This window comes from Variovorax sp. UMC13, assembly GCF_014170375.1.
In the GTDB taxonomy this organism is placed as follows: Bacteria; Pseudomonadota; Gammaproteobacteria; order Burkholderiales; family Burkholderiaceae_C; genus Variovorax.
Window position 1 is genome coordinate 1 of record NZ_LZZW01000040.1, and the last position, 20,813, is coordinate 20,813.

General features: G+C 68.4%; 20 protein-coding genes. 7 read left to right on the forward strand and 13 right to left on the reverse strand.

All coding sequences use genetic code 11. The features are described 5' to 3' along the window. On the forward strand, positions 1 to 656 hold a 656-nt coding region (locus A9977_RS32130; protein WP_259652251.1), incomplete at its 5' end, for a lipocalin family protein. Here A9977_RS32130 and A9977_RS32135 read toward each other — a convergent pair. From A9977_RS32135 to A9977_RS32150, 4 genes are read right to left on the reverse strand one after another with little or no spacing between them, the layout of a single operon-like run. Next, the gene (locus A9977_RS32135; protein WP_183028885.1) at positions 653 to 1,288 is read right to left on the reverse strand and encodes an HAD family phosphatase; all 636 of its coding nucleotides are present in this window, start codon (positions 1,286 to 1,288) and stop codon (positions 653 to 655) included. The two genes, A9977_RS32130 and A9977_RS32135, sit on opposite strands and share 4 nt — an antisense overlap. A gap of 46 nt (positions 1,289 to 1,334) precedes the next feature. Further along, on the reverse strand, positions 1,335 to 2,396 hold the full coding sequence (locus A9977_RS32140; RefSeq protein ID WP_183028886.1) for an ABC transporter ATP-binding protein: 1,062 nt from the start codon (positions 2,394 to 2,396) through the stop codon (positions 1,335 to 1,337). 14 nt (positions 2,397 to 2,410) lie between these two features. Further along, entirely contained in the window at positions 2,411 to 4,624 is a 2,214-nt protein-coding gene (locus A9977_RS32145) for an iron ABC transporter permease (protein WP_183028887.1), read from the reverse strand. 4 nt (positions 4,625 to 4,628) lie between these two features. Further along, the gene (locus A9977_RS32150; RefSeq protein WP_183028888.1) at positions 4,629 to 5,645 is read right to left on the reverse strand and encodes an ABC transporter substrate-binding protein; all 1,017 of its coding nucleotides are present in this window, start codon (positions 5,643 to 5,645) and stop codon (positions 4,629 to 4,631) included. Positions 5,646 to 5,796: 151 nt separating this feature from the next. Between A9977_RS32150 and zwf the strand changes: the two genes are divergently transcribed. Then, a complete protein-coding gene (zwf, locus tag A9977_RS32155) occupies positions 5,797 to 7,266 on the forward strand; it encodes a glucose-6-phosphate dehydrogenase (protein ID WP_183028889.1) in 1,470 nt (489 codons plus the stop codon). Positions 7,267 to 7,344: 78 nt separating this feature from the next. Here the strand turns inward: zwf and A9977_RS32160 are convergent, their stop codons facing one another. From A9977_RS32160 to A9977_RS32190, 7 genes are all read right to left on the reverse strand, one after another. Further along, a complete protein-coding gene (locus A9977_RS32160) occupies positions 7,345 to 8,376 on the reverse strand; it encodes an ABC transporter ATP-binding protein (protein WP_183028890.1) in 1,032 nt (343 codons plus the stop codon). Next, a complete protein-coding gene (locus tag A9977_RS32165) occupies positions 8,373 to 9,380 on the reverse strand; it encodes an ABC transporter ATP-binding protein (RefSeq protein ID WP_183028891.1) in 1,008 nt (335 codons plus the stop codon). The genes A9977_RS32160 and A9977_RS32165 overlap by 4 nt, the downstream gene beginning before the upstream one ends. After that, entirely contained in the window at positions 9,380 to 10,291 is a 912-nt protein-coding gene (locus A9977_RS32170; protein WP_183028892.1) for an ABC transporter permease, read from the reverse strand. The genes A9977_RS32165 and A9977_RS32170 overlap by 1 nt, the downstream gene beginning before the upstream one ends. 160 nt (positions 10,292 to 10,451) lie before the next feature. After that, positions 10,452 to 12,035: an ABC transporter substrate-binding protein gene (locus A9977_RS32175; RefSeq protein WP_183028893.1), complete on the reverse strand. Its 1,584-nt coding sequence runs from the start codon at positions 12,033 to 12,035 to the stop codon at positions 10,452 to 10,454. A gap of 31 nt (positions 12,036 to 12,066) precedes the next feature. Continuing rightward, positions 12,067 to 13,293 (reverse strand): M20 aminoacylase family protein, encoded by a 1,227-nt coding sequence (locus A9977_RS32180; protein ID WP_183028894.1) that lies wholly within the window; start codon positions 13,291 to 13,293, stop codon positions 12,067 to 12,069. 1 nt (position 13,294) lies between these two features. Then, positions 13,295 to 14,275 (reverse strand): ABC transporter permease, encoded by a 981-nt coding sequence (locus tag A9977_RS32185; protein WP_183028895.1) that lies wholly within the window; start codon positions 14,273 to 14,275, stop codon positions 13,295 to 13,297. Positions 14,276 to 14,494: 219 nt separating this feature from the next. Further along, a complete protein-coding gene (locus A9977_RS32190; protein WP_183028896.1) occupies positions 14,495 to 15,616 on the reverse strand; it encodes a porin in 1,122 nt (373 codons plus the stop codon). Positions 15,617 to 15,898: 282 nt separating this feature from the next. Between A9977_RS32190 and coq7 the strand changes: the two genes are divergently transcribed. Further along, on the forward strand, positions 15,899 to 16,528 hold the full coding sequence (gene coq7, locus A9977_RS32195; RefSeq protein ID WP_183028897.1) for a 2-polyprenyl-3-methyl-6-methoxy-1,4-benzoquinone monooxygenase: 630 nt from the start codon (positions 15,899 to 15,901) through the stop codon (positions 16,526 to 16,528). A 23-nt stretch (positions 16,529 to 16,551) separates the two neighbouring features. On the opposite strand, the gene A9977_RS32200 is transcribed toward coq7, so the two are convergent. Further along, positions 16,552 to 17,001: an OsmC family protein gene (locus A9977_RS32200; protein ID WP_183028898.1), complete on the reverse strand. Its 450-nt coding sequence runs from the start codon at positions 16,999 to 17,001 to the stop codon at positions 16,552 to 16,554. Between the two features lie 404 nt (positions 17,002 to 17,405). Between A9977_RS32200 and ilvA the strand changes: the two genes are divergently transcribed. After that, positions 17,406 to 18,959: a threonine ammonia-lyase, biosynthetic gene (gene ilvA / locus A9977_RS32205; RefSeq protein WP_183028899.1), complete on the forward strand. Its 1,554-nt coding sequence runs from the start codon at positions 17,406 to 17,408 to the stop codon at positions 18,957 to 18,959. A 10-nt stretch (positions 18,960 to 18,969) separates the two neighbouring features. Here ilvA and A9977_RS32210 read toward each other — a convergent pair whose 3' ends face one another. Beyond that, on the reverse strand, positions 18,970 to 19,467 hold the full coding sequence (locus A9977_RS32210; RefSeq protein WP_183028900.1) for a type II secretion system protein N: 498 nt from the start codon (positions 19,465 to 19,467) through the stop codon (positions 18,970 to 18,972). 59 nt (positions 19,468 to 19,526) lie between these two features. Between A9977_RS32210 and gspG the strand changes: the two genes are divergently transcribed. The 3 genes from gspG to gspI are packed head-to-tail and all read left to right on the forward strand — an operon-like array spanning position 19,527 to position 20,813. Beyond that, positions 19,527 to 19,967, forward strand: a complete 441-nt coding sequence (gene gspG, locus A9977_RS32215) for a type II secretion system major pseudopilin GspG (protein WP_183028901.1) — start codon at positions 19,527 to 19,529, stop codon at positions 19,965 to 19,967. Further along, positions 19,942 to 20,445 carry a prepilin-type N-terminal cleavage/methylation domain-containing protein gene (locus tag A9977_RS32220; RefSeq protein WP_183028902.1) on the forward strand — a complete coding sequence of 168 codons (504 nt, stop codon included), beginning with the start codon at positions 19,942 to 19,944 and terminating at the stop codon, positions 20,443 to 20,445. Before gspG ends, A9977_RS32220 begins: the two co-directional genes overlap by 26 nt. Then, positions 20,442 to 20,813: a type II secretion system minor pseudopilin GspI gene (gene gspI, locus A9977_RS32225; RefSeq protein ID WP_183028903.1), complete on the forward strand. Its 372-nt coding sequence runs from the start codon at positions 20,442 to 20,444 to the stop codon at positions 20,811 to 20,813. The genes A9977_RS32220 and gspI overlap by 4 nt, the downstream gene beginning before the upstream one ends.

The following is a 20,813-nucleotide window of genomic DNA, read 5'->3' on the forward strand; positions in this document are numbered from 1 at the left end:
CGCCCGCCCCCTTCGACGACCGCCGCTTCAGCGCCTCGGTCGGTACCCTGGCCACCGCCTTCCTCGTGGGTGGCGCCCTGGCGTTGGCGAGCTTCGGCGTGGCGCGCGCGGCCCGGGCCCACGCCCGGGTGCCCGCCGGGCCGGCCGACGGCGCGCCGCTGATGCGCGCGCCGCTGCAGGCCGTGGCCCCGGTCGACCTCAAACGCTACGCCGGCCTCTGGCACGAGCAGGCTCGCCTGCCCAACCGCTTCCAGCGCAGTTGCACGGGGCCGGTGACGGCCGAATACACGCCGCTGGCCGATGGCACGGTGGAAGTGCGCAACCGCTGCATCCGTTCCGACGGCAACTTCGACGAGGCCGTGGGCAGCGCCCGCGTGGTGCCGATCACGGGCCAGCCCGGCGCCGGCCGGCTCGAGGTGCGTTTCGCGCCGGCCTGGCTCGGCTGGCTGCCGGTGGTGTGGGGCGACTACTGGATCCTCAAGCTCGACCGCGACTACCAGGTCGCGCTGGTCGGCACGCCCGACCGCGACTTCCTCTGGGTGCTGTCGCGCGATCCGGTGCTGGACGAGGCCTCGCTGCAGGTCGAGCTCGACTACGCGCGCAGCCTGGGTTTCGACGTCGACCGGGTGGTGCGTACGGGCGCACCGGCACCCTAGACGGAAATCAGCGACGGCACGAAGCGCGCCACCTGCGCCGCCAACGCCTTGGGCGCGGTGCAGTGGATCGCGTGCCAGCCCAGCGCCCGCGCCGCCTCGACGTTGGCCGCGGTGTCGTCGATGAACAGGGTCTGCGCCGGGTCGAAGCCATGGCGCCAGGCCAGCATCTGGTAGATGTCGCTGTGGGGCTTGATGAGCTTCACGTCACCCGAGAAGATGCCGCCGTCGAACCATTCGAAGAAGGGCAACCGGCGCTGTAGCGCCCGCGCATAAGGCACAGGCATGTTCGACAGGTAGTACAGGCGCACCTCGGCACCCGCCTCGCGTTGCGCGCGCAGGTCGGCCAGCAGCGCCACGCTCTCGGCGATCGGCTCCAGCCGCTCGCCCAGCGGCGCCACCATCGCATGCACCCGGTCGGCCGGCAGCGCCAGCCGCGTGGAGGTGCGCGCGACCACCTCGTCGACGCTGCGGATGCCGCAGTCGAAGTCGAGCCAGTCGGCGTGGTGGAAGAAGGCCTTGGCCAGCGCGCGGCCGGCTTCGGCGGTGGCGGCGCGCTCGGGAAAATGCGCCTGCAGCAGGCGGCCGGGCTCCCAGCCGACGAGCACGGCGCCCAGATCGAATACGACGTTCATGGCGCCATTGTTCCACGGCACCCTGACAGGTCTCTGTCAGCGCCCCTCAGCCGCCCGGCACCACCGACACGCCATGCCGCCCCAGGCCCAGCACGGTCTGCGCCCCCGCCGCCAGCGGCCGCGCCAGGTCGGACGACACCGCGAACACCGGCCCGATGGGCGTGTCGAAGCCGTATTCGTAGAAGCTGCCGAGGTAGGCCGCCTTGGTGCAGGTGGCGGGCAGGCCCTCGGCCGTGCCGATCTGCCAGGCCTCGGGCCGCACCGCCACCTTGACCGCGCCGGCCGCCACCGCATGCGGCGGCGTGAGCAGCAGCGGCCCCAGCGCCACCTGCCCGTCGGGCTGCGCGGTGGCCGGGAACACGCTGGCCTCGCCCATGAAACCGGCGACGAACTCGCTCTCGGGCCGCGAGTAGAGCTGCTGCGGGGTGCCGCGCTGCGCGATCACGCCGTGGTCCATCACGATGATCTGGTCGCTCACGGCCAGCGCCTCGCTCTGGTCGTGCGTGACGTAGGCCACCGTGAGCTTCAGGCGCTGCTGCAGCATGCGGATCTCCTCGCGCATCTCGCGGCGCAGGCGCGCGTCGAGGTTGGACAAGGGTTCGTCGAACAGCAGCACCGCGGGCTCGAGCACCAGCGCGCGCGCCAGCGCCACGCGCTGCTGCTGGCCGCCCGAGAGTTCGCTGGGCAGCCGGTGGTCGAAGCCGACCAGGCCCACGCCCTTGAGCGCCTCGCGCGCGCGGCGCCCGACCTCGTCCTTGGCCACGCCGCTCATGCGCAGGCCATAGCCCACGTTCTGGATCACGTCCATGTGCGGGAACAGCGCGTAGCTCTGGAACATCATGCTCACGTTGCGCTCGGCCGGGCCCAGCGTGGTCACGTCGCGCCCGCCCATCACGATCGCGCCCGAGGTCGGCGACTCGAGGCCCGCGATCATGCGCAGCGTGGTGGTCTTGCCGCAGCCCGAGGGGCCGAGGATGGTGGTGAGCGTGCCGACCGGCACTTCGAAGCTGATGCCCTTGACGGCCAGCGGGGCCGAGGCGTCGCTGCCGTAGCGCTTGGTGACGTTGCGGAACTCGATGCCGTGGGTCAGCGTGGGGGTCGTTGTCATGTCTTGTTCCTGCCTCAGTGTGCGACGACCGCCGGGGTCGCCACGCCGGCCTTGCGCCGTCCCAGCTTGCGTTCGCCGACCACCAGCTGGATCAGCGCGATGGCCGCCGACATCAGCACGATCAGCACGGTGCAATAGGCCAGCGCCACGCCGTAGTCGCCGTTGCCGACGCGGCCGATGATGTAGGTGGTGGCCAGTTCGTTCTCGGCCGTGACCAGGAAGATCACCGCGCTGACCGTGGTCATGGCGCGCACGAAGCTGTAGACCAGCGCGGCCACCAGCGCCGGCTTGAGCAGCGGCAGCACCACCTTGAACAGCGTCTGCGCGGTGGAGGCGCGCAGCATCAGCGAGGCCTCGTCGAGCGAACGGTCGAGCTGCTTGAAGGCCGCGGTGCCGGCGCGCACGCCCACCGGCAGGTTGCGGAACATGAAGCACAGCACGATGATCAGCCCGGTGCCCGTGAGCTCGAAAGGCGGCACGTTGAAGGCCAGGATGTAGCTCACGCCCAGCACCGTGCCCGGAATCGCGAAGGCCAGCAGCGCCGCGAACTCGAAGGCGCCCTGCCCCTTGAACTCGTTGCGCGCCAGCAGCCAGGCGATCAGCAGGCCCAGGCCAGCGGTGATCGGCGCCGAGATGCCCGCCAGCTTGAGCGTGGTGAGCAGCGAGTTCCACGCGGTGCCGGCCCACACCAGCCCGAACTGGCCCCACTCGAGCGCGAAGGCGGTCTTGAAGTGGTTCAAGGTCAGCGTGTAGTCGCGGCCCCAGGTCTGGACGAAGCCGCCGGCGAAGGCGAACAGGTAGACCACCACCGTGAACACGATCCAGGGGAAGGCGATCGAATAGATGGTGCGGCGCACGCCGTCGGGCAGCGGCATCGCGATGCCCGCGTCGCCCTTGCCGCTGACGGTGGTGTAGTTCTGCCTGCCCAGCAGGCCGCGCTGCAAGGCGAACACGCCCAGCGCGAACAGCATCAGCACCCAGGCCAGCGAGGCCGCGCGGCCCTGGTCGTACTGCGCGCCGACGATCGCGAAGAAGATGTCGGTCGACAGCACCGAGAACTGGCCGCCCACCACCACCGGGTTGCCGAAGTCGGCGATGCTCTCGATGAAGCCCACCAGGAAGGCGTTGGCCAGGCCCGGCTTGAGCAGCGGCAGCGTGACCGTGAGGAAGGTGCGGCGGCGGTCGGCGCGCAGCATCTGCGCCGCCTCCTCCAGGCTGGGCGCGATGCCCTGCACCACGCCGCGCATGATCATGAAGGCGATCGGCGTGAAGGCGAACAGCTGCGCCACCAGCACGCCCGGCATGCCGTAGAACCAGCGCGTGGGCTCGATGCCGAACCAGGCTTCGAGCAGCTGGTTGACCACGCCCGCGCGGCCGAACAGCAGGATCAGCCCCAGCCCGACCACGAAGGGGGGCGTGATGATGGGCAGCAGCGCCAGCACCCGCAGCGGCCCCTGCCAGCGCTTGCCGCCGCGCTCGGCCATCAGCGCCATCAGCGTGCCCAGGAAGGTGGTGCCGGCGGCCGTGAGCAGCGCCAGGAACAGCGTGTTCCACGCCACGCCGCAGCGCATGCCACCCGTGACGCAGCCCAGGCCCCAGATGCGCTCGGTGCCGACGCGCGCCACCAGCGCCGCGATCGACCAGCCGCCGTCCTCGTCGATGAAGGCGCCGGCCAGCGCCTTCGACACCGGGTAGGCGATGAACAACGCCATGATCGTGCCGCAGCCGAGCACCGCGCCCGCGACGAACAGGTCGCCCTTGAAGAAGCCCAGCCGCGCCAGGCCGAAGGCCGCCAGCAGCAGCAGCGCCGCCAGCGCGACGAAGCCGCCCGCGCCGATGCCGAACTGGTTGACCGCGAGCTCGCCGAAGCTGCCGTTGAAGGCCGCGACGCTCCAGCCGCGCGCCCCGATCAGGAAGCCGCTGGCGGCCAGCCCGACGAAGCCGAGGCCGCCACCGGCCAGCAGCCAGCGGCCCTGCGCACGGCCCGGCGGCTGCAGCGCGCCGACCGCGCAGAGCGCGAGGCCGACGAGCCCGACGAAGAGCCAGCGGCGCCCCTGCGTCGCGGCCTGCAGCAGGCCGTTGGCGCCTTCGGCGCTGCCGAACACCTGGGGCAGCGCCTCGTACCAGCTGGTGTCCTGGATCGCATACCAGGGCAGGAACAGGTAGCCGACGAGGCCCGCGACAAGGCAGGCCCAGACAGCGGTCCGGGGGTGGCGTGCGGCCGACACCGGATCAGCGCGGCAGCGAGTTGACGTCCTTCTCCCAGCGCGCGATCAGGCGACGCCGCTCGGCGCTGGCGCCGTACTTCGCGTAGTCGTAGTTGATCAGCTTGATCTTCTTGAAGTCCGGCACGTTGGGATCGACCGCGGTCGCCTTGTTCGAGGGCAGCTGGTACTGCTTGGCGGCGGCGCCGAAGGTCTGGGCCTGCGGCGTGAGTGCCCATTCGTAGAACTTCTTGGCCTGCTCAAGGTTGCGCGCGCCCTTGATGATGCTCATCGAGCCGATCTCGGCGCCCGTGCCTTCCGAAGGCGTGACGGTCTCGACCGGGAAGCCCTGCATCTTTTCCTGCGGCGCGTCGTGCACGAAGCTGATCGACACCGCGGTCTCGCCGCGCGCCACCGCCTTGATCGGGCCGGTGCCCGAGCGCGTGTACTGGCCGACGTTCTTGTGCAGGCCCTTGAGGTATTCGAAGGCCTTGTCCTCGCCCATCATCTGCACCAGCGTGGCGATCATGGTGTAGGCCGTGCCGCTGGAGGCGGGATTGGCGACCTGGATGTCGCCCTTGTACTCGGGCTTGAGCAGGTCGGCCCAGCTGCGGGGCACGTCCAGTTTTTTCTTCTTCAGCAGCTCGGTGTTGTAGCCGAAGCCCAGCGGGCCCGAGTACACGCCCACCGTCTTGTAGCCCGACTGCTGCGCCTGCTGCTGCGCCCACGGGTAGAGCTGCGGCAGGCTGGGCGACTTGTACTCGAGCGTCAGGCCCATCTCGGCTGCCTGCAGGTGCGGGTCGCCGGTGCCGCCGAACCAGACGTCGGTCTTGGGGTTGTCCTTCTCGGCGATCAGCTGGGCCAGCGCCTCGCCCGAGCCCTTGAGGGCCAGGTTGATCTTCACGCCGGTGGTGCGTGCGTACACGGTCGCGATCATGTTGCACCAGTCGGCCTGCACCGAGCAGATGACGTTGACGGTACCTTGTGCCGATGCACCGGTCGCCATGCCCACCAGGGCTGCCGCGACCCAAAACTTCTTATTCATGTTGGACTCTCGCCTTTGACAATGGAACGGCGGCCCACGGGCCGCCCCCTCGAGCGTAGCCCGCACGCCACGGTTGTCGAATCGGTACAAGTACCATTCGGCTGGCAAGCTTCGACTTCGGCATTTCACCCACTTCACGGATTTTCCTTCCATGAGCTTCGACCTCGTTCTGTTCGGCGGCACTGGCGACCTCGCATGGCGCAAGCTGATGCCGGCCCTGTTCCAGGCCTTCCGGCACGGCAGCCTGCCCGAAGGCGGGCGCATCATCGGCGTGGCGCGCGACGACCTGTCGGACGACCAGTACCGCGAACTGATCCAGTCGCGTTTCGAGGCGGTCGAGGGCTCCAAGCGCCCGAATCCGGAAGAGTTCAAGAAGTTCGCGTCCCTGCTGTACTACCTGCGCATGGACCTGTCGAAACCGGACGACTATGCCAAGCTGGCCGACACGCTCGAGCGCCGCAACGCCGACACGGTGGTGATGTACGTCGCCACCGCACCCGCGCTGTTCACCCAGGTGGTCGAGCAGATCGCCGCGGCCGGGCTCAACACCGCGCGCACCCGCGTGGTGCTCGAGAAGCCGCTGGGCCACGACCTGGCCTCGAACCGCGCGATCAACGAGGCGGTGGGCAAGGTGCTCAGCGAGAAGCAGGTCTTCCGCATCGACCACTACCTGGGCAAGCCCTCGGTGCAGAACCTGTTCGCGCTGCGCTTCGGCAATGCGCTGTTCGAACCCATCTGGCGCCGCGAGCACATCGCCAACATCCAGATCACCATCGCCGAGGACCTGGGCGTGGAGAAGCGCGGCGCCTTCTACGACCAGACCGGCGCGCTGCGCGACATGGTGCAGAACCACGCGCTGCAGCTGGTCTGCGCGATCGCGATGGAGCCGCCCATCAACGCCCATGCCGACGCGCTGCGCGACGAGAAGCTCAAGGTGCTGCGCTCGCTCAAGCCCTGGACGCCCGAGACCCTGGGCCTGCACGCGATCCGCGGCCAGTACACGGCCGGCACCGCCTATGGCGAACGCGTGCCCGGCTACCTGCAGGAAGCCGGCATCGATCCGCAGAGCCGCACCGAGACCTTCGTCGCGCTGCGCGCCGAGATCGCCAACTGGCGCTGGGCCGGCGTGCCCTTCTACATCCGCACCGGCAAGCGCCTGGCCTCGCGCGATGCGCGCATCGAGATCAATTTCCGCTCCACGCCGCACGCGATCTTCCGCGCGCCGGCGGGTGCGCGGAACAAGCTGGTGATCAACCTGCAGCCCAAGGACGGCCTCGAACTGCACCTGCTCTCGCAGGCCCAGGACAACCGCAAGCGCAGCAACAGCGGCGACGCCACGCAGCCGCTGGCGCCGGTGCAGCTCGACCTGGACTTCGACAAGCGCTTCGGCAGCGAACGCGTGGGCGCCTACGAACGCCTGCTGCTCGACGTGATCGACGGCCGCCTCAACCTGTTCGTGCGCAGCGACGAACAGGAGGAAGCCTGGCGCTGGGTCGAACCGCTGATCGACAGCTGGGGTTCGGACGGCGGGCCGCGGCCCTATGCGGCCGGGACCTGGGGGCCGAGTGCGTCGAGCGCGATGATCGCGCGGGACGGCTTCGCCTGGAGTGAAGAGCAGTAGGCGCGCGCAACGGGCGCCCCCTTCCCTCGCTGCGATGCTTGCTGGACGAGAGCCCGCCGATTCGGCGGGTTTCAGACCTTAGATCCGGCCCTCTTCCACGGCGTGGCACGCCACCTTCACGCCGCGCAGCATCTGCAGCGGCGGCCGCTCGGCCTTGCAGCGCGCGTTGGCGTGCGGACAGCGCGGGTGGAAGGTGCAGCCCGTGGGCGGGTTCAGCGGGTTCGGCACTTCGCCTTGCACCGGCGTGCGCGAACGGCCGGTGTGCTTCATCTGCGGGATCGCGTCGAGCAGCATGCGGGTGTACGGGTGCTGCGGGCTGTCGAACAGCTTGTGCTTGTCCGCCACCTCGACCAGCCGGCCCAGGTACATCACGCCGACCTGGTCGGCCACGTGGCGCACCACCGCGAGGTTGTGCGAGATGAAGAGGTAGGTCAGGCCCTGCTGGCGCTGCAGGTCCTTCATGATGTTGAGCACCTGGGCCTGCACGCTCACGTCGAGCGCCGAGGTGGGCTCGTCGCAGACCAGGAACTCGGGTTGCGTGGCCAGTGCGCGCGCGATCGAGATGCGCTGGCGCTGGCCGCCCGAGAACTGGTGCGGGTACTTGGGCATGTCCAGCGGGCTCAGGCCCACAGACTGCAGCAGTTCGCCCACCCGCTGCTTGAGCGCCGGACCTTCCTTGAGGATGCCGTGCTCGCGCAGCGGCTCGCCGATGATGTCCTCGACGATCCAGCGCGGGTTCAGGCTCGCGTAGGGGTCCTGGAAGATCATCTGGATGCGGCGGCGCAGCGTGCGGCCGGCCGGCGTCTTGAAGGCGGCGTGCGCGTCCTGGTTGTCGAACTGCATGCCGCCGCGCGTGGGGCCGTAGAGCCCCACCATCAGCCGCGCGACCGTGCTCTTGCCGCAGCCCGATTCGCCCACCAGCGCCAGCGTCTTGCCGCGCTCGATCTCGAAGCTCACGCCGTCGACGGCGTTGAGCAGCTGCCGTGGCTTGCGCTCGATCATGCGGTTGAGCCAGGGCGAGGAGACGTCGAAGGTCTTGGCCAGGTCGCGCACCTCGACCAGCGGCACACCGGCCTGCGAGGCGTTCATCGTGTTCGTCGTCGTGCTCATGCCGCCGCTCCCTGCCCGTGCAGCGCGGTGTGCGGGTCGTGCGCATCGTGCAGCCAGCAGGCCGCGCGCGTGGCGCCGGCGTTGATCAAATCGGGCCGCTCCTGCGTGCAGCGCTCGAACACCCGCGGGCAGCGCGGGTTGTAGGCGCAGCCGCGCGGAATGGCATTGAGGCGGGGCATGGCGCCGTCGATCTGGTTGAGGTGTTCGCGGTCGACTTCGATGTCGGGGATCGAGGCCATCAGCCCCATCGTGTAGGGGTGCGCGGGCTGGTGGATCACCTCCTGCACCGGGCCGATCTCGGCGATGCGGCCCGCGTAGAGCACGGCCACGCGGTCGCAGGTCTCGGCGATCACGCCCATGTCGTGTGTGATCAGCATCACGGCCGCGCCGCGCTCCTTGCAGATGCGCTTGAGCAGCTGGATGATCTGCGCCTGGATCGACACGTCGAGCGCGGTGGTCGGCTCGTCGGCCACGATCAGCTTGGGCTCGGCCGCGAGCGCGAGCGCGATCACCACGCGCTGGCGCATGCCGCCCGAGAACTGGTGCGGAAAGTGGTCGATGCGCTGCTCGGCCGCCGGAATGCCGGTGTCCTGCAGCAGCGAGATGGCGCGCCGGCGCGCCTCGGCGCCGTTGACCGGCAGGTGCGCCTGGATGGTCTCGACCAGCTGGCGGCCCACGGTGTAGAGCGGGTTGAGCGAGGTCAGCGGGTCCTGGAAGATCGCGCCGATCTTGCGGCCGCGGATGTGGCGCATCTTCTCGTGCGAGAGCTGGTCGATGCGTTCGCCCTCGAGCCGGATCTCGCCACCGGCCACGCGGCCCGGCGGCTCGAGCAGGCCGATGATGGCGGCGCCGGTGAGCGACTTGCCGGCACCGGACTCGCCGACCACGCCGAGGATTTCGCCCGGGGCGATGTCGAAGGAGATGTTGTCCAGCGCGCGCAGCGTGCCGCGGCGGCCGGGGAATTCCACGACCAGGTTGCGGACTTCGAGCAGGGGGGCGGTCATCAGCGGAGCCTCGGGTTGAGCGCGTCGCGCAGCCAGTCGCCCAGCAGGTTCACGCTGAGTGCGATCAGCACCAGCATGAGGCCGGGGAACACGATCATCCACCACTCGCCGGAGAACAGGTACTGGTTGCCGCTGTTGATCAGCGAGCCCAGCGAGGGTGAGGTCGGCGGCACGCCGACGCCGAGGAAGGACAGCGTCGCCTCGGTGATGATGGCGGTCGCGACCTGGATGGTGGCCAGCACCATCACCGGGCCGGTCACGTTGGGCAGCACGTGGCGCACCATGATGCGCAGCGGCGCCACGCCGATCACGCGTGCGGCCTGCACGTATTCCTTGTTGCGTTCGACCATGGTCGAGCCGCGCACCGTGCGCGCGTAGTCGACCCACTTGGTCAGCGAGATCGAGAAGATCAGCACGCCGAAGGCCACCGTGGTGTCGGCCTGCGGAAACAGGGCCCGGCCGACGCCGGAGATCAGCAGCGCGACCAGGATCGGCGGGAAGGACAGCATCACGTCGCACAGGCGCATCAGCGCCGCGTCGACCCAGCCGCCGCGGAAGCCCGCGATCAGCCCGAGCATGGTGCCGACCGCGACCGAGAGCACCACCGACACCACGCCGACGATCAGCGAGATGCGGGCGCCGTAGATCACGGCCGAGAGGATGTCGCGGCCCTGGTCATCGGTGCCGAGGAAGTACTTGCGGCTGCCCTCCGGATACCAGGCCGGCGGCAGGCGCGCGTCCATGAGTTCCAGCTTGGCCAGGTCGAAGGGGTTGTGCGGCGACACCCAGCCGGCGAAGACCGCACAGAAGATGCAGACGAACGCGACCAGCGCCGCCGCCATGGCAACGGGCGAGGTCCGGAAGCTGTAGCCGACGTCGCTGTCGTACCAGCGCGCGAGAGTATTTGTCATCGTGAGAGTAGTGAAGGCGCCGCTTCTTGCCTGCCCGATGGCAAGCGAAGCGAAGCCCGTTCGTGAAACACCGCGGAACCGGCTCTGCCGGGCCGCTGGTGTTGCCCCCTTGAGGGGGAGTCCGGCGACACGAAGTGCGCCGGAGTCGGGGGTGGGCCAGTTACTTGATGCTCATCCACTTGAAGGGCATGTAGTTGTCGGCCATCTGCGTCAGCGCGACCTTCTTGCTCACGCCCCAGGCCAGCGTCTGCTGGTGCAGCGGCAGGTGGCCCACATCGGCGGTGTGCAGGTCGAAGGCTTCCTTGATCATCGCGTCGCGCTTGGCCTTGTCGGTCTCGGACTGGATCTTCTTGGTCAGCTCGTCCACCTTGGGGTTGCAGTAGGCACCCAGGTTGAACTGGCCGGCGCCGGTCTTGTCGTCAGGACAGGCCATCAGCGCGGTCAGCGCGTTGTGCGAGTCGTAGGTGGTCGGCGTCCAGCCCAGCATGTAGAAGCTGGTGTCGCGGCGCAGCACCTTCGGGAAGTAGGTGCCCTTGGTCTCGGCCGCGAGGTTGATCTTCACGCCGATCTTGGCCAGGTTGGCGGCCACGGCCTGGCAGATCTGGCCGTCGTTGACGTAGCGGTCGTTCGGGCAGTTCATCGTGACCTCGAAGCCGTTCGGGTAGCCGGCGTCGGCCAGCAGCTTCTTGGCGCCGTCGACGTCCAGCGGCAGGCGCTTGTCCTGGGCTTCGGTCCAGCCGTTGATGCCGGGGCCGACCATCAGCCCGGTCGGGCGCGAGGCGCCGCGCATCACGGTGCGCTGGATGCCGACGATGTCGATGGCCTGGTAGAAGGCCTGGCGCACGCGCTTGTCCTTGAACGGGTTCTTGCCCTTCACGTTCGAGTACTGCAGCTCGTCGCGCTTCTGGTCCATGCCCAGGAAGATGGTGCGCAGCTCGGGGCCGGCGATCACGCGGGCGTTGGGGCTGGCGTTGATGCGCGCGATGTCCTGCACCGGCACGGGTTCCATCACGTCGATCTCGCCCGAGACCAGGGCCGCGACGCGGGTGGCCGGGTTGGCGATGGGCGTGAAGATGACTTCCTGCGCGTTGCCTTCGATCTTGCCCCAGTAGGTGGGGTTGCGCACGAACACCGTGCGCACGTTGGGCTGGCGCTCGCGCACGCGGAAGGGGCCGGTGCCGTTGGCCTTGAACGAGGCGGTGTTCTCGATGCCCTTGCGGCGGTCGACCGGGGTGGTGGCCTTGTTCTCCTCGCACCACTTCTTGCTCAGGATCATGAGCTGGGTGATGACCTCCGGCAGGATCGGGAACGGACCGCGGGTCTCGATCTCGACCACGAAGTCGTTGATCTTGCGCACTTCCTTGATGTCGGTGGTGTTGGACTTCATGTCCGAGCCTTCGCCGGCCGCGCGGGCGAAGCTGAAGATCACGTCGTCGGCGGTGAAGGGCGTGCCGTCGTGGAACTGCACGTTCTTGCGCAATTCGAAGCGCCAGACGGTGTCCGAGGTCTGCTTCCAGCTGGTGGCCAGCAACGGCGCGACGCTCAGGTCCTTGTTGCGGCCGACCAGCGTCTCGTACACGTTGGCGGTGGTGCTCAGCTGCAGCGATTCGTTGAGCGAGTGCGGGTCGAGCGACAGCGCGTCGCCCTGGTTCGCCACGCGGATGGTCTGCGCGTTGGCGGCCGTACCGACGGCGCACAGCGCAGACAGGACGGCGGTGGCAAGCACGGTGGATTTGAGATTCATGGAAGGACTCCTGACTGCGTTGAAAAAATGGTTAGGCCTGCTGCGCGAGCGGCATGCCCTGTTCGACCAGACCCGCGTGCAGGGCGGCACCCAGGGGCAGGATCTCGTCGTTGAAGTCGTAGCGGCTGTTGTGCAGCGAGGTGCTGCCGGCGCCGCTGCTGCCGCCCTGGCCGATGCGCAGGTAGGCGCCCGGCTTGACCTGCAGCATGAAGGAGAAATCCTCGGCGCCCATGCTGGGCTCCATGTCGCGCTCGACATGCTCGGCCCCCACCAGGCGCTCGGCCACGTCGGCGGCGAAGGCGGCCTCGCGCGCGGTGTTGATCGTGGCCGGGTAGATGCGCTCGTAGTTCACGCTCGCGCTGGCACCGAAGCCCAGTGCCACGCCGCTGCAGAGTTCGCGCAGGCGGTGCTCGATCATGTCCTGCACCTCGGTGCTGAAGGTGCGCACCGTGCCAACCAGCGTGGCCTTGCCGGGGATCACGCTCATCGCGCCCAGGTCGCCCGCCTGCATCGCGCAGATGCTGACCACGGCACTGTCGATCGGGCGCACGTTGCGCGAGACCAGGCTCTGCGCCGCCGTGATGAGGTGCGCCGACACCAGCACCGGGTCGATGGTCTGGTAGGCATGGGCGCCATGGCCGCCGCGGCCGGTGACGTCGATGGTGATGCGGTCGGCCGCGGCCATCATCGCGCCCATGTTGAGGCCGATGGTGCCGGGTTTCATCGAGGGCCAGTTGTGCATGCCGTAGACCGACTGCACCGGGAAGCGCTCGAACAGGCCGTCCTCGATCATCACGCGCGCGCCGGCGAAGCCTTCCTCGCCGGGCTGGAAGATCAGCACCGCGGTGCCGTCGAAATTGCGGGTCTGGGCCAGGTAGCGGGCCGCGCCGACCAGCATGGTGGTGTGGCCGTCGTGGCCGCAGCCGTGCATCAGGCCGTGCTTGGCCGACTTCCAGGTGAAGTCGTTGTGCTCGGTCATGGGCAGCGCGTCCATGTCGGCGCGCAGGCCGATCATCGCGCCGCGCGTGTCGCTGCGCCCGCGGATCAGGGCCACGAAGCCGGTCTTGCCGATGTTCTCGTGGATCGCGTCGACGCCGCAGGCGCGCAGCGCCTCCTTCACGCGCGCGGCGGTGTAGACCTCCTCGAAGCCGAGCTCGGGGTGCGCATGCAGGTCGCGGCGCAGGGCCGTGAGTTCGGGGTGGAATTCCGCGATGTGCGCGAAGGCGCGGCCCGCAGGCCGCAGTCGTGCCGCCTGCATCTCAGTGGCCTCCCGCCTTGCCCACGCGCAGGCGCGGATCGACCGCGAAGTACAGCAGGTCGACGACCAGGTTGATGACCACGAAGATCAGCGCGATCAGGCACAGGTAGGCCGACATCACCGGGATGTCGGCGAAGGTCACGGCCTGGATGAACAGCAGGCCCATGCCCGGCCACTGGAACACGCTCTCGGTGATGATGGCGAAGGCGATCAGGCCGCCGAGCTGCAGCCCGGTGATGGTCATCACCGGCACCAGCGTGTTCTTCAACGCATGGCCGAAGTGGATGGCGCGGTTGCTCAGGCCGCGTGCGCGCGCGAACTTGATGTAGTCGGTGCGCAGCACCTCCAGCATCTCGGCGCGCACCAGCCGCATGATCAGCGTGAGCTGGAAGATGGCCAGCGTGATCGACGGCAGGATCACGTGCATCCAGCCGTCGACGGTGAAGAGCCCGCTGCTCCACCAGCCGAGCTGCACCGTGTCCCCGCGACCGAAACTGGGGAACCAGCCGAGATGCACCGCGAACACCAGGATCAGCAGGATGCCGATCAGGAAGGTCGGCAGGGAGACCCCGATCAGCGACAGCGTCATGAAGACCTGGCTCATGAAGGAGCCGCGGCGCAGCGCGGTGTAGACGCCCATCGGGATGCCGATGGCCAGCGCCATCACGCCCGCGACCAGCGCGAGCTCCAGCGTGGCCGGGAAGCGCTCGCCGATCAGCCGCGAGACCTTGGCGCCCTGGCGCAGGCTCAGGCCGAACTCGCCCTGCACCGCGTTCGAGAGGAAGTGCCAGAACTGGACGAAGAAGGGTTGGTCCAGGCCCAGGTCCGAGCGCAGCTGCTGGATCTGTTCAGGCTTCGCATCCTGTCCCAAAAGGAACACGACCGGATCGCCGACATACTGGAACAACAAGAAGGAGATGAACGCCACCGCGACCATCACGATCGCAGCCTGAAACAGGCGACGCAGAACAAAAGCAAGCATTCAGGAGATGGCAGTCAAAAGGATGAATGCTACAGAGCAAGCACCGTGCCCGACCCCGGGTCAAGCGATGTTGACAAGTGCATGCAGATGCAGTGTGCGCGCACTGTTTTGGACCGAAAAGGCCCGATCCTGCAAACGACGCGCATGAAAAAAGCCGCCCGGCTTGCGCCGGGCGGCTTTGGGTTCTGTCAACCAAGCTGGCCAGAGGCCAGCCAGGGATTAGAACGAGTGACGGATACCGAAGTCGTAGCCGTTCGAGCTCTTGTTGGCGGTGCCAGCGATGCCGGTCACAGCGTTGCCGCCCGGGTAGGTCGTGAAGTTCGCGCCGTTCTTGTTGGACACGTGAGCCAGCGTAGCGTACAGAGCCGTGCGCTTCGACAGGTTGTGCACGTAGCCCAGTGCGAACTTTTGAGCCTTCGGGTCAGCCGACACGCCGTCGACGTCGAGCTTGACGATCGAGTACGAAGCGCGGATCAGGCCAGCACCGATCGGAGCGGTAGCGCCGAACAGGAAGCCGTTGGCCTTCGCGTCGGTGTCAGCCAGACCAGCTTGTTGCACGTCGTTCTTGACTTGCGACGCTTCAGCGAAGAGCTTGACGACGCCAAAGTCGTACGAAGCGCCCAGGTTCAGCGTGTTCACGTCAACCGACGTGGTAGCCGAGTTGAAGGTCTTGCTTTGAGCGTAGGCCAGAGCGACGTCCAGCGGGCCGTTGGCGTAGCCGATGCGACCGCCTGCATAACGACCGGCCTTCGAGTTGAAGCCCACGTCGTTGTGCACTTGCTCGTCCAGGCCGAGTTGTACTTGACCGTAGAAACCACCCAGGTTCGGCGGCAGGAAGTAGCCGATGGTGTTGCTGGCGCGGACGTAGTTGCCGTCGGTCAGAGCACCTGCGGGCAGGCCACCGATCAGGCCACCAGCGTTGTGGATGGTCGAGATCAGGTTCGTGCCGGCGCCGTTGGTGCCGAACGGATCGAACACGGTGTCGTTCCAGAAGGTCGGGGTGTAGTCACGGCCGAGGCGGATTTCACCGAAACCACCCGACAGGCTCACGGTCGAACGACGCGTGAAGTTGAAGGCGCGCACTTGGCTGCCGTCGTCGTTCGACAGGGGAGCTTCGAGCCAGAAACCAGCAGCCAGGCCGCCACCGAGGTCTTCGGTGCCGCGGAAGCCCAGACGGCTGGAGTTGTAGCCGCCGTTACCCAGCACGGTCTGGCTTTGACCATCCTTGACCGAGTAGTGGCTGACCGAAGCGTCGACGATACCGAACAGGGTGACCGACGACTGGGCCGAGGCAACACCGGCAGCAGCCAGAACAGCCAGAGCAACTAGGGATTTTTTCATTGCAAGTTTCTCCAAGGTTAAACATAGGGCTCCGGTGCAGAGAGAACGCTGTGCTGAACACTTTGCGCTCCCACCGGACCCCGGGCCAACCTCCTTTTGGGAAGTTGTTGCTATTGCACCAGACCATCCGCGGCAGGGCAAAAGAATTCACCCGAAATGTCGACTGGGCCGCGCCTTTCGTTGCAAAGATGCGACAAAGCACCTCGCACCCCCAAAACCCCACCATGTGAAAAGCGACGAGGCCTCAAGGCACACGGGCGGCCACCGCGTCAGAATGACTGAATGCTTCGCTCCATCGACCCGTTTCTCGTGGCCGCCGACTCGGCCTTGCGCACCCTGTTCGCCAAACCGCACGCCACGCGCGCCACACCCGCACCGGAGTCCGCTCCCTCGGAACTGACGCCGGCCCAACGCAAGGAGGCCGGCGCATTGATGCGGGTGAACCATGTGGGAGAGGTGTGCGCCCAGGCGCTCTACACGGCGCAGGCGGCATCGACCCGCGACCCGGTCCTGCGCGCGCACTTCATGGAGGCCGCGCAGGAAGAGACCGATCACCTGGCCTGGACCCGCGAGCGTCTGGATGCACTGGGGGACCGACCTTCCTGGCTCAATCCGCTCTGGTATGCCGGCGCCTTCGGGCTGGGCCTGCTGGCCGGACGCGCGGGCGATCCGCTGAGCCTGGGCTTCGTGGCCGAAACCGAACGGCAGGTCGAGGCGCACCTCGACAGCCACCTCGACCGCCTGCCCGCGGGCGACACCGCATCACGGGCCGTGGTGACGCAGATGAAGCTGGACGAGGCGCGCCACGCTGCCCAGGCCTGGGACGCCGGCGCCACCGACCTGCCGGCGCCGGCCAAGCTGCTGATGCGGGCCGCCTCCAAGGTCATGACCACGATGGCGCACCGGATCTGAGACCCTGAGACCCAGGTCTTCGCTCAGCGCTCGATCAGGTCGAAGCTGGTCGTGATCTCGGCGGTCTTGCCCAGCATGATGCTGGCCGAGCAGTAGGTCTCGTGGCTCAGCGCGATGGCGCGCTCGACGGCCGCAGCCGGGATGCCCTTGCCGGTCACGGTGAAGTGCATGTGGATCTTGGTGAACACCTTGGGATCGGTCTCGGCGCGTTCGCTGGTGAGCTTGACGCTGCAGCCTTCCACCGCATGTCGACCGCGCTTGAGGATCAGCACCACGTCGTAGGCGGTGCAGCCGCCGGTGCCGGCGAGCAAGGTTTCCATGGGGCGCGGCGCAAGGTTCTGGCCGCCGTTCTGCGGCTTGGCGGCATCGGGGGCCCCGTCCATCGTGAGGACGTGACCGCTGCCGGTCTCCGCCACGAAGCCCATGGCCGATCGCGTGCCCGCGTTGCCGGTCCAGCTGACTGTGCATTCCATGTCCAGAAACTCCATAAAAGTAGGCGCTACCGTCTAAAAGTCACGGTGGCGGCCCGATTTGTGTGGGAAAAGCATCACTGCTTGTTGCATTGCAGCAAACAACCGATATACTTTATTTCATCGCACACGAAGCCGTGTGCACCGGTTGTCTCCTCCACCCTCTCAATTGGTGGATTTAGCCCCGAGTCGCAAGACTCGGGGCTTTTTTCTTGGCGGCTGTCCCACCCCCGAAGCGCTTTCAGCGCTTCCCCCTCGAGGGGGCACCTGTCCCACCCCCGACGCGCTTTCAGCGCCTCCCCCTCAAGGGGGCGACACCGGGGCGGCCTGGCGAAGCCAGTTCCGCGGTGTCCCTGGAATGGCTTGCGCCGGCCTGGGGGGCAGTGGAAAACTATGATCGGCGTTCCATGCCACAGAACACCCCCCCGCTGACCCCCGCCGATTACCTCAAGCGCATCCTGACCGCCCGCGTCTACGACGTCGCGGTGGAATCGGCCCTCGAACCCGCCCGCGCCCTGAGCGCGCGCATCGGCAACACCGTCCTGCTCAAGCGCGAAGACCAGCAGCCGGTGTTCAGCTTCAAGCTGCGCGGCGCCTACAACAAGATGGCCAAGCTCAGCACCGAGCAGCTGGCCAACGGCGTGATCTGCGCCTCGGCCGGCAACCACGCCCAGGGCGTGGCGCTGAGCGCCCGCACCCTCGGGACCCGCGCGGTGGTCGTGATGCCGGTCACCACGCCCCAGCTCAAGATCGACGCGGTGCGCGCGCTCGGCGGCGAGGTCGCGCTGTTCGGCGACAGCTACTCCGACGCCTACGGCCACGCGCTGGAGCTGCAGGCGGCCCAGGGCCTGACCTTCGTCCACCCCTTCGACGATCCGGACGTGATCGCCGGCCAGGGCACGATCGCCATGGAGATCCTGCGCCAGCACCAGGGGCGTCTCGACGCGGTCTTCGTTGCCATCGGTGGTGGCGGCCTGATCTCGGGCGTCGCCAACTACATCAAGGCCGTGCGCCCGGAGATCAAGGTGATCGGCGTGCAGATGAACGACTCCGACGCCATGATGCAGTCGGTCGCGGCGCACGAACGCGTCACGCTGCCCGACGTGGGCCTGTTCTCGGACGGCACCGCCGTCAAGCTGGTGGGCGAGGAGACCTTCCGCATCGCGCGCGACCTGGTCGACGACTTCATCACGGTCGACACCGACGCCGTCTGCGCCGGCATCAAGGACGTGTTCATCGACACCCGCAGCATCGTCGAGCCGGCCGGCGCGCTGGCCGTGGCGGCGATCAAGGAATACGTCGAGCGCCACGGCACGCGCGGCGAGACCTATGCCGCGATCCTGTGCGGCGCGAACATGAACTTCGACCGGCTGCGCTTCGTGGCCGAGCGCGCCGAAGTCGGCGAGGAGCGCGAGGCGCTGTTCGCCGTGACCATTCCCGAGGCGCGCGGCAGCTTCCGCCGCTTCTGCGAACTGGTCAGCACGCTGCCGGGCGCGTCGCGCAACGTGACCGAGTTCAACTACCGCATCAGCGACACCAAGGAGGCGCATGTGTTCGTCGGCCTGACGACCACCGTGCGCGGCGAATCCACCACCATCGCCGGCACCTTCGAGGCCCACGGCTTCGGCGCCATCGACCTGACGCACGACGAGCTGGCCAAGGAGCACATCCGCCACATGGTCGGCGGCCGCACCGGCCTGGCCCACGACGAACGGCTGCTGCGCTTCGTGTTCCCCGAGCGGCCGGGTGCGCTGCTGAAGTTCCTGAACATGATGCGGCCCAACTGGAACATCAGCCTGTTCCACTACCGCAACCAGGGCGCGGACTACGGGCGCATCCTGGTCGGGCTGCAGGTGCCCACCGGCGACCACGCGGCCTTCGACGAGTTCCTGAAGACGCTGGGCTATCCCTTCGTGGAAGAGACCGCGAACCCGGTCTACCGGCTGTTCCTGCAGGCCTGAGCGAAAGGTCTCAGCTGTTACCCGCGGTCACGGGTGCGGGCGGCGCGGGAATCGCCATGGCCTGCGCCGGCAGCTGCAGCGTGATCGCCGTGGGCGAACCGACGCTGCCGCCCAGCGCGGCGCTGCGCACGCTCACCGATTGCAGCACGTAGCCGTCGACCAGCCGGCTGCCGACGCGGAAGGGCCGTGCCGGCTTGCCGTCGACGGCGATCAGCGCGGCGCCCTGCCGGGCACTGTCGGCCACCACGCCCAGCAGGACGAAGCGGCTGGCCGCCTGGGGCGTCGCGACGGCGGCGGCCGTCTTGTCCGAGGGCGCACCGAAGAGCTGCGCCACCGCCGCGGAATCGATCGTCGCGACCGCCACGCCGGCCACCGGGGGCGGGGCCAGCCCGTCGCTGGGCGACGCCAGCCGCAGTCCCCAGAACACCACACTGGCCGCAGCCAGCGCCCACACCCCGAGGGTGGCGGTGGCGGCGGGCCAGCGAGGAGATGCGTAGAGAAGCGACATGGGGCCGGATTATCATGCAGCGACGCACTCCCTTCATGTCAACGACCGATACTTTTCCCATGTCTTCCTACCGCAGCCCTACCGCACGCGCCCTGCAGCGCGGCTTCACGCTGATCGAACTGATGGTGGTGCTGGTCATCATCGGCGTGCTGGCCGCGCTGATCGTGCCCAACGTGATCGGCCGCGCCGACGACGCGCGCGCCACCGCCGCCAAGACCGACGTCAACAACATCATGCAGGCGCTCAAGCTGTACCGCCTGGACAACCAGCGCTACCCGACGGCCGAGCAAGGCCTGCAGGCGCTGGTGACGCGCCCCACCACCGGCCCCGCCGCCCCGAACTGGAAGCCCTACGTCGACAAGCTGCCCAACGACCCCTGGGGCCGCCCCTACCAGTACCTGAACCCTGGCATCAAGGGTGAGATCGACGTGCTCTCGCTGGGCGCCGACGGTCAGCCCGGCGGGGAGGGCAACAATGCCGACATCGGCAGCTGGCAGTAAGCGAGCGCCGCCACGCAAGGTCCGGGCGCCCGTTCGATCCGACGGGTTCACGCTGCTCGAGCTGCTGGTGGTGATCGCCATCATCGCCATGGCCACCGCCGGCGTCGGCCTGTCCTTGCGCGACTCCGGGCAAGCCTCGCTCGAGCGCGAGGGCGACCGGCTCGCCGCGCTGCTCGAATCGGCGCGCGCCCAATCGCGGGCCAGCGGCGCCACGGTGCGCTGGCGGCCCACGCCGCAGGGCCCGGGCGCCTTCGCCTTCGACGGCCTGCCGCCGGACGCGCTCCCCTCCGCCTGGATGTCCGACGGCATCAGCGCGCAAGCGGTGGCGGCCGACGGCCAGCCGGTCGTGGGGCTGCAACTGGGGCCCGAACCCATCATCGCCGCGCAGCAGGTGCTGATCACCAGCAGCGCCCCGCCGGGGCGCACGCTGCGCATCGCCACCGACGGCCTGCGGCCCTTCGCGGTGGTCTCGCCATGAGCCGTCGCAACGCCAGGGCGGCCGGCTTCACGCTGATCGAGGTGCTGGTCGCGCTGGCCATCGTGGCCATCGCGCTGGCCGCCGGCACGCAGGCGGTCTCGGCGCTGACCCGCAATGCCCAGCGCCAGAGCGACGTGATGCTGGCCCAGCTGTGCGCCGAGAACGAACTGGTCAAGGCCCGCCTGTCGCGCCAGATGCCGGCCGTGGGCACCGCCACGCTAGTGTGCAGCCAGGCCGGTGTGGATTTCGCCGTCACGGTGTCCGCCACGCAGACGCTCAACCCCAACTTCCGCCGCGTCGACGTGCAGGTGCGCGACGCGTCCGACGCGTCGGTGCTGCAGGTCTCGACCGTGATCAGCCGTTACTGA